5 protein-coding genes are annotated in these 14,229 nt (G+C 63.7%); all 5 read left to right on the forward strand.

Annotated elements, in window-relative coordinates:
- Positions 1 to 280: 280 nt before the first annotated feature.
- The gene (locus ABD937_RS00840; protein WP_345252686.1) at positions 281 to 3,352 is read left to right on the forward strand and encodes a hypothetical protein; all 3,072 of its coding nucleotides are present in this window, start codon (positions 281 to 283) and stop codon (positions 3,350 to 3,352) included.
- 272 nt (positions 3,353 to 3,624) lie between these two features.
- The gene (locus tag ABD937_RS00845; protein ID WP_345252687.1) at positions 3,625 to 10,521 is read left to right on the forward strand and encodes a hypothetical protein; all 6,897 of its coding nucleotides are present in this window, start codon (positions 3,625 to 3,627) and stop codon (positions 10,519 to 10,521) included.
- Between the two features lie 207 nt (positions 10,522 to 10,728).
- Positions 10,729 to 12,975 (forward strand): TonB-dependent receptor, encoded by a 2,247-nt coding sequence (locus ABD937_RS00850; RefSeq protein ID WP_345252688.1) that lies wholly within the window; start codon positions 10,729 to 10,731, stop codon positions 12,973 to 12,975.
- 234 nt (positions 12,976 to 13,209) lie between these two features.
- A complete protein-coding gene (locus tag ABD937_RS00855; protein ID WP_345252689.1) occupies positions 13,210 to 13,515 on the forward strand; it encodes a 2TM domain-containing protein in 306 nt (101 codons plus the stop codon).
- A 51-nt stretch (positions 13,516 to 13,566) separates the two neighbouring features.
- Complete coding sequence (locus ABD937_RS00860; RefSeq protein ID WP_345252690.1) at positions 13,567 to 14,226, forward strand: hypothetical protein; 660 nt, start codon at positions 13,567 to 13,569, stop codon at positions 14,224 to 14,226.
- Positions 14,227 to 14,229 lie beyond the last annotated feature (3 nt).

Consider the following 14,229-nt stretch of genomic DNA (forward strand, 5'->3'; position numbering starts at 1 on the left):
ACTTCATCCGGTGGAGGGTCTTGAGGGCCGAACAGGTAGCGGGACAGGACTTCCGGATCCCTTGAATACGCATGCTTCCATACAAGCCACCTCTGCTGTTCGTCACAGTTTTAACGCATTTCGTCACAAAGGCGCGCGCTCTGTCCCATAGCGTTGACCAGCAGTGAGTTGGCGAATTGCCCAGGTTATTTTTGCCGCCCCTGTTGCTGCCAGTGCGCCAGGGCTTCATTCAAACACTGCTACGGCTGCAGCTGGCGCAGCCACCAAAACTTCACCTATTATGAGAAAATGGAGTCTTTCCGGACTTGCCGTTCTTTTCGGCATGGCTGCAGCGGCGCAGGCCGGCTCGCTCGACCCGAACTTCAACCCGGGTACCGGCATCGATGACGTTGCGGACATGGTTGCCGCACCGAACAACAAGTTTGTAGTGACCGGCTGGTTTACCGCTTACAATGGCACTTCCCGAAACAGGATCGCGCGTTTCAATGCCGACGGCAGCCTCGATATGGGCTTTGTTCCCGACGCGAGCTTTACCCCGGCACCCTATGCCATGAACGTACAGTCCGACGGCAAGGTACTCGTGGGAAGCAACCCGATGACGGTGAACGGCGTAAACCGGGGTAACGTGATCCGCTACAATAACGATGGCACCGTCGACCTTACCTTCCTCCTCTCGGGCGGCGGCATCAACGGCGCCGTGATGGCCCTCACCTTCCAGCCGGATGGAAAGCTGCTGGTGGGCGGATATACCGACGGCAACAACAACGCCCCGCGCTGGGGTGGTATCAAGCGCTTTAGCGCCAACGGCCAGGTTGATAACACGTTCAGTCCCGGTTCCGGCGCCAACAGCTGGAGCTATGTGCACGATATCGCGGTGCAGGCCGACGGCAAGATCCTGATCGTAGGAGACTTCCAGCAGTATGGTTTTACAACCGTACGTGGCGTTGCCCGCCTCAACAGCAACGGCTCGATCGACGAAACTTTCGTTCCCAACCTCGTGTCCGGCTCTTTCCAGGACGTAGAGGCGTTGCCGAACGGCAAGACCCTGCTCGTCGGCCGATTCGATAAAGGAACTGGTCTTATCTCAGGCGTCCTGCAGCTGAACGCAGATGGAACGCTGGACGCCGGCTTTTCCCAGGCTACCTTCCAGGCGCAGCCCAGCCCTTTTCCCTTCGGCCCTCCCCCGATGGCGAACCTGACGACCATTTCGGTTCAGGCAGACGGTAAGATCCTCGTAGGAGGCAACTTTGCCGGCGTGAGTGGCTCCGCCTACCGCGGTGTGGCCCGCCTCAACGCCGACGGTACTCCCGACGCCTCCTTTAACCCGGGCACCGGCATCTCAGCCAACGGATATGTTTTCGGTATTGCGCCCAACACAGGTGGTACCATCGTAGTGGCTGGCCGCTTCACCAGCTTCAACGGCACGGCCCGCAACGGCCTGGTCGGTCTTCAGCTGGGGAGCATGGCGCTTCCTGCCACCGCCAGCATCGGCACGCTCGACGCTTCTTCTTTCTGCCCCGGCGCCTCCCTGACGGTACCTTTCACCACCAGCGGCACCTTCAATAGCGGCAATACGATCACCGTTCAGCTCTCCGACGCCTCGGGAGGCTTCAGCGCCCCGGTAGCCATCGGCTCCACCACGGCTGTTGCCTCCGGCTCGGTCAGCGCCCAGATCCCTGCCAACACACCGGCCGGCACCGGCTACCGCCTGCGCCTCGTGGCCTCGAACCCTGCCCACACAAGCGCCGACAACGGCCAGAACCTGCAGGTCAACGCCGCCTTCAACGCCACCATCGCCTACCCGGGCTCGCCTTATTGCGGCAGCACCGGCACCGCTGCCGTCACCCTTACGGGTTCCGTTAATGGCAGCTTCTCGGCTACTCCGGCGGGCCTCGCCCTCGACGCGGCCACCGGCCTCATCGACCTCGGCGCCTCCCTGCCCGGTACCTATACGGTCAGCTACGGTTCCGGCTCGGGCTGCGGCGCTGCCGCCACGACTACCGTATCGGTGCGTCCCTCGACCTTCATCGAGCCGGTGTCTGCGCAGGTAGGCTGTGCGGGGGCTATGTTCCCGGCCGTTACCTTCGCCGGGCCGGCCGGCCAGGCATACTCCTGGACCTCCTCCAACCCCGACCTCGGCCTCGCTGCCTCGGGCAACGGCAACGTTCCAGCCTTTACCGGTCTGAATAACGCCGATACCTCGGTGTCGGGCTCCATCACCGTTACCGCCACGGGCGGCACGGGCTGTGGTACCCGCGTGTTCCGCTACCGCGTGGAGGTGAAGCCCACCCCGGCGCTGCAAGCCGTGGCGAGCCAGCAGTGGTGCGCCGGTGCCGTCACCACGCCGGTTGCCTTCACCAGCAACCTGGCCGGCACTACCATCACCTGGACCAACTCCAACCCCTCCATCGGCCTTGCCGCCCAGGGCAGCAACGGCGTTCCTGCCTTCATCACCAACAACGGCAGCGGCTCGGTGCAGACGGGCGCCCTCAGCGCCACGGCGCGCAAGAGCGGCTGCGCCTCCGCCCCGGTGAACTTCACCATCGAGGTGTCGCCGGCGGCCGGTACCATCGTGTACCCCGCGGCTACCTATTGCACGGCCGGCTACGCTACCCCGGCACTTACCGGCTCTACGGGCGGTACCTACTCCGCCGGTGCGGGCCTTGCGATCAACCCCACCACGGGCCAGATCAACCTGGGTCTCTCCACCCCCGGCAGCTACACGGTTGCCTACACGGTGGGCGCCTCGGGCGGCTGCGCAGCGGCTGCCACTGCGGCCATCACGGTGCAGCCCCGCGTAACGGCGAGCCCCCTGCCCAACCCCGTGCTGTGCGTGGGCACCCCCGCCACCATCGCGCCCTTCTCGGGCACGGCCACGCACTTCGCCTGGACCAACTCCAACCCCGCCATCGGCCTTCCCGGCACCGGCACGGGCAACCTGCCGACGTTTACGCCGCTGACTACGGGTTCGGCCTCGATCCGCGTCACGCCTACGGGTCCGGCCGGCACCTGCCCCGGCAAGATCATGGCCTTCGTGATCCGCGTGCAGAACTGCACGGTGACGATGACCGGTGATACCGACGGCGATGCCGGCACGCTGCGCGCCGCCTCGGTAAGCCTGAGCCCCAACCCGGCGGGCCAGAAGGTGATCGTGACCTATAACGCACCGCACAGCGGCATGCTGACGGCCACGGTGCTGAGCCGCGTAGGCACGGCCACCGGCCGCCCGGTTGCCTTCTCCGGCAACACCGTAACGCTCGACCTCGGCGGCCTGACGCCCGGCATGTACATCGTGCAGCTCACCGACGTGCGCACAGGCACCTCGGTACAGAAGCAGGTCGTGAAACTCTAAGAACGTGAATTAGGGATCGAAGGCAATCTCCTTCTGATCGTTTCTGATAAAAAGCCCCGGCCGCAACGCCGGGGCTTTTTCATAGCCGGCAGGAGGGAGCGCAAGGGGAAATCCGTTTCGATCCCACAAGGAAGGGCCTTGCTTCCCACCATGGCTCCATTTGCCGGTAAAAAGGGCTGTTTCAACGATTTGTATCGGGGGAAACACTTAAAAGTGCCATTTTCGCGCGTGCGCCGGCCCGAAAACCACCGGCGCCCTTGCAACCCATCCTTATGACCCGCACCATTCGTTTCCGCCCGGTCCGCCTCGGAGCTTCGCTGCTGTTATCCTTCCTGCTTCTCGGCAGCCTGACCGCCTCGGCCCAGAACTTCATTCCCGGCAAGATCGTTCGCCCCGCCACCAACGCGGCGACCCGCCTCATCCTCGACCCCAACGGCGACGGCTTTACCTCCGCCACCACGAACGGCTATTACGGTCAGGACGACGTTGCTTCCGATAACAACGAGCTCCAGTACAAGCCGCTGTACCCCTTCTACGCGGAGCCCAACGCCGACCTCCGCCGCGGCCCCAACAGCCGGTTTACCGACTACGTGCCGAGCACGATCGACAAGGCTTCGTACTATATGTACTACAGCGGTACCAACCTGCACCTGCGCGTCCGAATGGGCTCCATCATCCCGGGCGCAAAAGGCTATAGCTTCCTGGTCGACATCGACGGCAAGTTCGGCGCCACCGGTCCGCTGGCCGACCCCAACTTCTTGGCACAGACCTCGGGCGTCAACGGCAACCCCGGCTTCGAGATCGAGATCGACCTGTTCTCCCAGGCCTCGCAAACCGGTGTGGCCGTTTATAACGTGGATGGAAAGGACAAGCGCAACGACTTCCTGCCGGCGGTATGGAGCGTCAACAACTGGCTCGAGTACTCGCAGGTGGCCATGGCCGCCACCTCCGACAACGGCGACCCGGACTACTATATTGATTTCTATGTTCCCTTCAGCGTGCTGAGCGGCATCAACTTCGCGGCGCCTACTACGCCCACCAACATCAGCACCAGCACGCCCATCCGGATCATCCCGACAACGGTGATGGCGCCCCTGCCGGCCATCGGCGGACCGAAGTCCGACCTGTACGGCCTGCCCGACAACCTCTACCCGAGCGCCAACGACGAATACATCGCGATGCTGGGCTCGATGCCCGCGTACACGATCGGCAACTTCGCCACCGGAGGCTCCGGCCAGAGCGCCGCCGCCTGTACGGCGCCCCCGATCCTGAACAAGGTGAGCAGCGCCAGCAGCACGGCCACCGTTACCGGTACGTGGACGCCCAACAATACCACCGGAGCGATCCTCAGCAACGTGGTCATCACCCTCTACCGCAGCACCGGCGGCGCCTTCAGCGCGGTACCGGGCGGTACGGCCACGATCACCGCAACCTCTTCCTCCAATACCGTCAGCTGGTCGATCCCCAACGTTCCGGTAGCCGCCGGCAACACGTATTATGCCGTAGCCCAGGCGCCCGGCGAAACTGCCTGCTTCCAGAGCGCCACGGTTACCGCCAGCAACTGCGCCATCCCGATGGCGGCCCCGGTGCTCGACGCCTCCTGTGTGCTGGCGGCGGGCAACGTGTCGTCGAAAGGCTTTACGTTCAACAACAAGCCGAGCGTATGGCCCAACAGCTTTGCCAAGGTCAGCAACACCTCGCTCGGCACGTCGGCTACGCAGACGTCGACCGCAGGCACCGGCATCACCGGTACGAGCAATATCCAGAACGGCAACGGCAGCGCCGCACAGTTCTTCCGCGAAGGCTCGGCCACCGGCGTTACGCCGGCCAACCCCGCCGCCTGGGATTTCTCGAGCGGGTGTAGCGGCGGCCCCGGTCTTTCGGCCGGATCGTACCGCTTTTGGGTAGAGGATGCCAACGGCTGTGCCTCGGGCATCCTCATCGGCTGCGTCACCGGCACGGGCAACACCGCTTCCCAGCTTGGTGGCGGCGCGGCGGCCACGTCGCTCAACGTACCGGCCATTACCTCACCGGCCAACGGGGTACTGACGAGCAGCACCACTTCGATCACCGTGAGCGCCACCCAGGGCTCGACCGTCACCTTCCTCCTCAACGGGGTATCGCAGGGCACGGCTATCGCCGCCAACGGCGCCGCTACCGCGCTTGCCATCGGCACGTCGGGCACGGTCACCTTCCCCATCGCCGCGGGCACCCTGTCGCGCAACGACCGCGTACAGTTTCTTTCCGAATACAAGGGCGCCAGCATTTCGACCTCGTATTGCGGCCGCAGCGGCTCCGAGATCATCGTAAGCTGCGTCACCCAGGCCCCTTCGATCAGCACCAACAGCACCACCGGCCTGCTCCAGCCGAGCAGCCCGGGTGGCTTCATCCAGGGCACTGCCTCCTCGATCGGCGGCACGGTAACGATCTACAACAGCACGGCCACCGGCACCTCGCTCGGCACCGCCACCGTTGGCAGCACCGGCGCCTGGACGAGCGCCGTTACCCCGGTGAGCGGCCAGAGCTACGTGGCCACCGTGACCGGCACCAACGGTTGCGCCTCCACCTACTCGCCGGCACTCCTGTACAGCAACGCCACCACCTCCGCCTCGCTGTGCACGGGCGCGGCCATCACCTCCTACACCACCACCTACTCCAACGGCACGGCTCACGCGGCGCCGGGTACGACCGTCAACAACGGCCCGCCGACCTCGAGTGCCTTTGCCATGAATGCGTTTGCCACCACGGTCACGGCTTCGTTTGCCACGAGCAGCAACCCCCGCCTTATTTCGCTGTACGAAGACGGCAACTTCATCGCCTCCACCCGCGTGGCCGCCAACGCTACCACGGCGGTGTTCAGCAACGGCGTGGCTTCCGGCGACAACCTGGGCTTCTACACCGGCACCACGGGTACGACCTCGCCCGGCAACGTCTACTTTACGATCTCCGATACGAGCACGACGCTCCAGACCTACCTGCCCGAAACTACCTGCCCCAACGTGGGCGTGGTGACCTGCCCGGTAACCACCCAGCAGCCGACGCTCACCGTGGCCAACTGCCCCACCTGCACCACGGTCGGCACGTCGAGCGCCACGGTGCCCGCCGGCGGCACGGTCACCTTCAAGCTCTCCAACGTATCGCCCAACACGATCTACGCCATCCGTAGTACTACGGGCGTGTCGTATTCCAACACCTATACCGTGCCGGCCAATTTCACGGGCACCGACATCTACCTGTCTACCTTCTCCATCTCGGGAACGGCGGGCAGCACCGTCACGCTCGAGGCCATCGGCACTACCGTGATCGTGAGCAACGGCGTTACCGTATCCTGCGCCAGCACCAGCACCACCGCCGCGGTGACCCTGCAGGCTGCCGCCGGCATCTCGATCAGCGGCACCGTATACGACGACCCGTATAAGTACAATGTGGGCGGAACGCCCGTGAGCTCGGTCACGAATGCCCTCAACGCCAGCCGCCAGCTCTATGTGTATCTCCTCAACAGCAGTAACGCCATCCAGGCGGTGGCCACGGTGAGCAGCGCGAGCACCAACACCGGCACCTATACGTTCAGCAGCCTCGTGAGCGGCACTACCTATAAGGTGGTGATCGACACGGTGGCCGGCCGCGGCCTGGGCTCCTTGCTCTCCACTGCATCGGTGCCCTTCGGCTGGGCCCACAAGGCCGAAGGCATCGGCAACGCAGCCGGCGACGGTACCCCCGACGGCATCTATACCGCCAACACCATCACCGCTTCCCAGGTGGTCAACTTCGGCATCAACGGCATTCCCAGCGCCACCACCACTTCGGCCGCTTCGCAGGTGAATCCGGGCGGCACCACGAGCACCACGGTGCCTGCCGGCACCTTCGGCGGATCCGACGCCCGCGACGTCGGCAACACCGGCATCGTGGAATACGTGCGCATCACCGGCTTCCCGACGAATGCGACCTCCATCACCATCACCGGCACCCAGAACATCAACAATGCGACGTCCACGATAACCTACTATGCCTCGACCCTCCCGGTGGGCTGCACCAACTGCGCCCTCTTCCCGGCGGGCGGCGTGTATGTGCCCGCGTCCACCAACGGTAACCTGTCGAACGCCTCGGCGGTGCAGGTAGACCCGGTGAACGGCGCCGTAACGGTAGCCATTCCGTATGTGACCGTGGACAACGGGGGTAGGGAAAGCGCCGCCGCCAGCGCCAGCCAGCCCCTCAGCGAGTTCTCGGTTTCGGGTACGGTGTACCACGACGGCGACGCGCTGACCGACAACAGCATCGACGGCACGGCAACGGGCCAGGTGACGAACAACGGCAGCAACCTGCCCCTTTATGTGAACCTCGTTAATGCAGGTACCGGCAACGTCGTTGCGGTGGCCGCCGTGAACACGTCGACCGGGGCCTACAGCTTCGGCACCGCCGACGGCCTTACGGTCAACAGTAGTTATACGGTAGTGCTCAGTACGACGCAGGGCACGGTAGGAGCAGCAGCGCCGACGGCCGTACTCCCGACCACGCTCCCCGGGTGGATCTTCACCGGCGAGGGCGTCACCGCTGCGGGCGATGGCTCGGCCAACGGCTCCTTCAGCACCGGCACCCTGTCGGCTTCCGCCGTGGTCAACTTCGGCGTGAACGCACGCCCCACCGCCGGCACCAATACGGTTGCGGCAGGCGTTAACCCGGGCGGCACCAACAGCTACGCGGTACCCGGCGGCTCGTTCAACCCGGCCGACGTGAGTCCCGGCTCGATCGCCTCCGTCACGATCACGTCCTTCCCGACGAATACGACCTCCTTTACGGCAGGCGGGGTTACCTACACCTCGTCTTCCTTTGCCGCGGCAGGCGGCTCGGTAACGGTGCCCTTCTCGAGCGGCAACCCGTCAGCTACTTTCAGCCTCGACCCGGCCAACGGCGCCGTCAGCCCCGTGATCTCGTACACGACCACCGACAACGGCGGCGCCACGGGCAACAACACGGGCACCCTCACGCTCAACTTCAGCACGCTGGCGCTCTCCGGCACAGTGTACCATGATGGCAATGCCCTGACCGACAATACCGTGAACGGCACCGGCAGCAATCTGGGCGGCACGCTCTTCGTGAACGCCGTAAGCGGCGGCGCGGTGGCGGGCTCGGCCACGGTCGCCTCCGACGGCACCTGGTCGATCGCGGGCCTCAGCAGCGGCACGTATTCGGTGATCCTGACGAACAGCAACAGCAATGTATCGGCGGCACTGGCTTCGGGCTACGTGTTTACCGGTGAGGGCAGCACGGCAGCCGGCGACGGCAGCCCCAACGGCACCTTCGGCACCGGCAGCATCAGCGGCAGCATCACGGGCCTTAACTTCGGTTTCAACGCCCTGCCTACCGCCGGCACCAACACCGTATCCGCCGGCAACAACCCCGGTGGCACCAACACCTACACGCTCGCCAACGGCTCCTTCAACCCGACCGATGTGGCTCCCGGCACGATCGCTTCCATCACCATTACCTCTTTCCCCACGAATGCGACCTCCTTCACGGCAGGTGGCGTCACGTACACCGCGGCTTCCTTCGCGGCAGCCGGCGGCTCGGTAACGGTTCCGTTCACTTCGGGCAACCCGAGCCAACCGGTACAGATCGACCCGGTGGCCGGCGCGGTGAGCCCCGTGTTCTCCTATACTACTACCGACAATGGCGGCAGCACGAGCGCCAACACCGGCTCGCTGACGCTGAACTTTACCGACATCACGATCTCGGGCACCGTGTACAACGACTACAACGGCGGCAGCATCGGCGGCAACGGGGCCGGCACCCTGGGTGGAACGCCGCTTTATGTGAACCTGGTGAACACCGCCAGCGGCAACGTAACGGCCAGCAAGGCCCTGCCGGCCGGCGGCACCTATAGCTTTACTTCCGACGACGGCGTACAGGGCGGCAGCTCCTATAACCTCGTGCTCAGCACCTCCGCCACCGGCACCAGCGGCCTCCTCCCTGCGGGCTATGTGTTTACGGCCGAAGGCAGCACAGCCGCCGGCGACGGCACGGCCAACGGCCTCTTCGCCCTGGGCAGCGTCAGCTCGAGCCAGGCCGTGAGCTTCGGCGTCAATGCCCTGCCGGTGGCCGACCTGAAGGCCTATAGCCTGAACCCGAATACCTCTTCCGCGATCGCTTCCGTAACGGTGACCAGCTCGGCCAACGCGGCCAACAGCTACGCGGCCGAGATCGCCCTCAGCGGCACCGCCTCCAGCGGCGATACCCCCGGCGCCCTCACCGGCACCGATGCCGACGGCAACAACGGGTCTTCGCTGACGCTCGGGGCCTCCGTGTCCGGCGTTTCGTTGGTGATCGACCCTGCTTCCTATGCAGGAACACGCAATGGCTCGGCCTACGCCGATGCGCTCATGCTCCGGTACAATGGCATCCAGCTGCAGCCCGGCGGCTGCCAGGGCGCCGATGCCACGAGCGGCAACCCTGCCTGCGGCCTCTTCAACGGCGCCACGGGCAAGTGGGAGATCCCGGCCTATGACCTGTCTGCCCTGACGGTGCTGGCGAAAAACGGCAGCTCCACGCTTGGCTTCAGCTATGCCTGGAAGGACGCCGCCGGATTCACCGGGAACACCAATACGTATTCGATCTCTTTCAGCCAGGTACTGCCCCTGCGCCTCGGCGCCTTCACGGCCAGCGCCCGGAGCGAGAGCACGGCGGAGCTTCAGTGGAATACCTTCGACGAGGTGAACACACAGCATTTTGCCGTGGAGCACAGCACCGACGGCCGCACGTTCCGCGCGGTCGGCACGGTGGGCGCGCAGGGCCAGGCCGCTGCCGCCAGCTACAGCTTCCTCCATACCGGTCTTGCCGCAGGCACCCACTACTACCGCCTCCGGATGGTGGACCGCGACGCTACCTTCACCTATTCGCCCGTGCGCCTCGTGACGCTGGATGGAGCCGCCAAGGCCGGCTTTACGCTTGCGCCCAACCCTGCGCAGGCGGGCGCTACCCGCATTCTCTGGATGGGCCCCACCGCCCGCCCGGTGCAGGTGCGCGTGCTCGACGCGGCCGGCCGTCCCGTGTGGAGTGGCTCGATGAGCAGCAGCGTACTCCTGCTTCCGACGGGAGGCTGGGCAGCGGGTATCTACCAGGTGCAGTTGTTCCAGGACGGGCGCAGCTACCACCAGCAGCTGCTGGTGCCCTGACCGGACGGTAGCAACGAAACGATCTTCAAGCACCCCCGCCCCGAGGCGGGGGTTTTTCATGCCCGTGAGCGATGCAATCTCCGGATGCATAACTGCTTCGCCTGCAATCCAATAGGAGGGAAGAGTCCTGGTTTTTGAAACAATGATTTAAAATTTAGTTTGGTTTATATCGTAAACCAGTTTACGTTTGCTCTACAATCGCAGTTTATGAGAGCCTTCTTCCTCCTCCTGACCTTCCTCATCGCCACCGCCGCCGGCGCCCAGAAGATTTCCGGCACCGTGCGCGACGGCAAGGGCGCCCCCGTGGCCGGTGCTTCCGTCAGCATCAAAGACAGCTACGACGGCGCCACCACCGACTCCCTCGGCCGCTATTCGTTCAGCAGCACCGAAACAGGCAGCCGCCTGCTCGAGGTATCCGCCATCGGCTACCGCGCAGTGACGCAGCCGGTGCAGCTCGGCGGCGCCCCGCAGACGGTGAGCGTACAGCTCAAGGAAGAAGTGACCGAGCTGAAGGCCGTGGTGATCTCCGCCGGCTCCTTCGAGGCCTCGGATAAAAAGAAGGCCACCGTACTGAGCTCCATCGACATCGTGACCACGGCCTCGGCGAACGCCGATGTGACCGGCGCGGTAAAGACCCTTCCGGGCGCGCAGCAGGTAGGGGAGAGCGAGGGCCTCTTTGTACGCGGCGGCACCGCCCAGGAAACGAAGACCTTCATCGACGGCACGCTCGTCAACAACTTCTTTTACAGCTCGGTACCCAACACCGCCACACGCGGCCGCTTCTCGCCCTTCATCTTCAAAGGCACGGTGTTCAGCGCAGGCGGCTACTCCGCCCTCTTCGGACAGGCGCTTTCCTCGGCACTGATCCTCGAATCGATCGACCTGCCCGAGCAGAGCTCCGGCAACATCGGGGTGTCGGTGATCGGTGTCAGCGGCGGCGTTCAGAAGCTGGCGAAGGACAAGAAATCTTCCTGGGGCGTCAACTACGGGTACAACAACATCTGGCTTGGCTTCCAGCTGATCAAGCTTCGGGATGAGTACTTCCAGATCCCCGAATACCATACTGCCGACGCCAACTTTCGCATTAAGACCTCCGCCACGGGCATGCTGAAATACTACGGCACCTTTAGCTACAACAAGCTCGGCATCCGCCAGGCTTCGATCGACACGCTGGGCTATAAGGATGCCTTCGGCCTCAACAACCACAACCTGTACCATAACCTGAGCTGGCGCGAGAACATCGGCCGCCGCTGGAAGCTGAACCTCGGTGCTTCCTATTCCACCAACCGCGACGACATCCGGAGCAACCTGGTAGACGCACAAAACAAGGAGCAATCGATCCCGGGCCTCGAAACCCGCAACTTTGACCTCAATACGAAGGGCCGCTACTTCAACGCCAAGGCCGTGTTCGAATACCGGCTCAAGGGACTGAGCGCGCTGCGCTTTGGTTTGGAACACAACTACAGCGACGACGGCTCCGACTACGTGCTGTTCAACGGGCAGCGCTTCGGGGGCACCATCCGCGAGCGGATCACGTCGGTGTTCGGCGAGGGCGACATCTACCTTACCAATGCGCTGGCCGCCCGCGTAGGGCTGCGCGCGGAATACTCGGTCCTGCTGGGCAAGGCCAACCTGGCCCCGCGGCTGTCGCTGGCCCACAAGCTCGGTGCGGGCGGCCAGGCATCGCTCGCCTACGGTGAGTTTTACCAGACGCCGGAGCGCCGCTACCTGCCGGCACCCGTGACGCTCGACTACGCGAAGGCGACGCATTACATCGCGCAGTACCAGCGCATCGCCAACCAGCAAACGTTGCGCGTGGAGCTGTTCTACAAGAAATACCAAAGCCTGCTCAAGACCGGCATCACGGGTGGCCGCGAAGTGGCCACGGGCTCTACCGGGTATGGCGACGCCCGCGGCTTCGAGCTGTTCTGGCGCGACAAGAAGACGGTCAAGAACCTCGATTACTGGGTGTCGTATTCCTACCTAGACACGAAGCGCGACTACCTGAACTTCCCCACGGCCATCGAGCCTTCCTTTGCCGCGAAGCATACGGCGTCGCTGGTGGTGAAGCGCTTTGTACCTTCGATCAAGACCGGCTTCAACGCCTCGTATACCTACGCCTCGGGACGCCCGTACTATAACATCGGCTACGACTCTAACCAGGACAAGTTCAAGCTGACCGATGCCGGCCGCACCATCGACTTTCACAGTGCTTCGGTAAGCGTCAACTACCTGCCGAAGCTGTTCTCGAAAAAGGGCGCAAGCCGCTTCACGGTGCTGGTGTTCTCCGTGTCGAACGTGCTCGGCAACCAGCAGGTCTACGGGTACCGCTACGCCAGCAACGGGCGCCGCAAGCAGGCCATCACGCCGCCTACCAATATGTTCGTGTTCCTCGGCGCCTTCATCTCCTTCGGCGTCGACCGGAGCGAGGACGTGATTAACTCAAACCTGTAATGTGCTAATGGGGTAATGTGCTGATGTGCTAAAAAGAGACTGATGAAACCCCTGAACGATAGAAGCAGCCTTTTTTTGAAGATCGTAAGGACGCATCATGATGCGTCCCTCTTCCCGAACAGACCGCCTACCACCAGAAGAACCGCTGCACAGAAACGACCCCTTACCAATAGACGAATAGACCAGTAGACCGATAAACAACTAAACAACTAAACAACTAAACCAATAAACATCATGTCGTACTACCCCACTCCCGAAGGCAAAGACCCGCACCTCTGGCAGGTAGCCCGCCGCCGCGCCTCCTTTCGCTACTCCGCGCTTACGTACCTGATCGTGAACGCGTTCCTGTGGATCCTCTGGGCCCTCACGAGCCGCAACAACTACAGCGGCATTCCCTGGCCCGTATGGCCCACGCTGGGCTGGGGCATCGGCCTCGCCTTCCAGTACTTCGGCGCCTACGGCAGCCCCGCCGGCAAAGACCCCGCCGAGGCAGAATACGAGAAGCTCCAGCGCCAGCGCGACGCCGGTACCAAGGGCTAACCAACTCCTGAACCTTCTAAACCTTCTAAACCCTCTAAACCTGTTCTCAATATGAAAAAGCTCCTTCTCATAGTACTGGCCGCTGCTACCTTCGGCGACGCCTCCGCCCAGTCCGACAAGTATACCGCCGCCATGGCGGCCCGCGTACAGGCCCTCGATACCACGCGCGACGTGCAGGCCCTCAACGACCTGTCCAATAGCTTCGAGCGCATCGCCGAGGCCGAGAAGACGCAGTGGCTCCCGTATTACTACGCAGCGCTCGCCAAGGTCAACGCAGGCTACATGCTTACCGCCGGAAAGATGGGCGGCATGGCGGCCACGCTCGATCCTGTTGCCGATAAGGCCGAGGCCCTGCTTGCGAAGGCCGAATCCCTGACCACCGCCAACTCCGAGCTCTTCGTGGTAAAGAAGATGGTGGCGACCCTGCGCATGATGGCCGACCCCATGAGCCGGTATATGACCGAGGGTAAGGCCGCCACCGAGGCGCTCGAGAGCGCCAAGAAACTGGATCCCGAAAACCCGCGCGTGTATTACCTTGCCGGCCAGGACAAGTACTATACGCCGGAGCAGTTCGGAGGCAGCAAGGCCGAGGCGAAAGCGCTGTTTGAGCTCGCTTTGCAGAAGTTCGACAGCGCGAAGCCGGCCGATGCCCTCGCACCGCGCTGGGGCCGTGGAAATACGGAGTACTACCTGAAGCTGGCCAGCAAATAAGTA

This window comes from Flaviaestuariibacter amylovorans (assembly GCF_039541815.1).
Classification (GTDB): Bacteria; Bacteroidota; Bacteroidia; order Chitinophagales; family Chitinophagaceae; genus Flavisolibacter; species Flavisolibacter amylovorans.

Bases quoted from the DNA above. Each gene is read 5' to 3' on its own strand.
- ABD937_RS00860 (WP_345252690.1), top strand. From the start codon at position 13,567: ATGAAAAAGCTCCTTCTCATAGTACTGGCCGCTGCTACCTTCGGCGAC.
- ABD937_RS00840 (WP_345252686.1), top strand. From the start codon at position 281: ATGAGAAAATGGAGTCTTTCCGGACTTGCCGTTCTTTTCGGCATGGCT.
- ABD937_RS00845 (WP_345252687.1), top strand. From the start codon at position 3,625: ATGACCCGCACCATTCGTTTCCGCCCGGTCCGCCTCGGAGCTTCGCTG.
- ABD937_RS00855 (WP_345252689.1), top strand. From the start codon at position 13,210: ATGTCGTACTACCCCACTCCCGAAGGCAAAGACCCGCACCTCTGGCAG.
- ABD937_RS00850 (WP_345252688.1), top strand. From the start codon at position 10,729: ATGAGAGCCTTCTTCCTCCTCCTGACCTTCCTCATCGCCACCGCCGCC.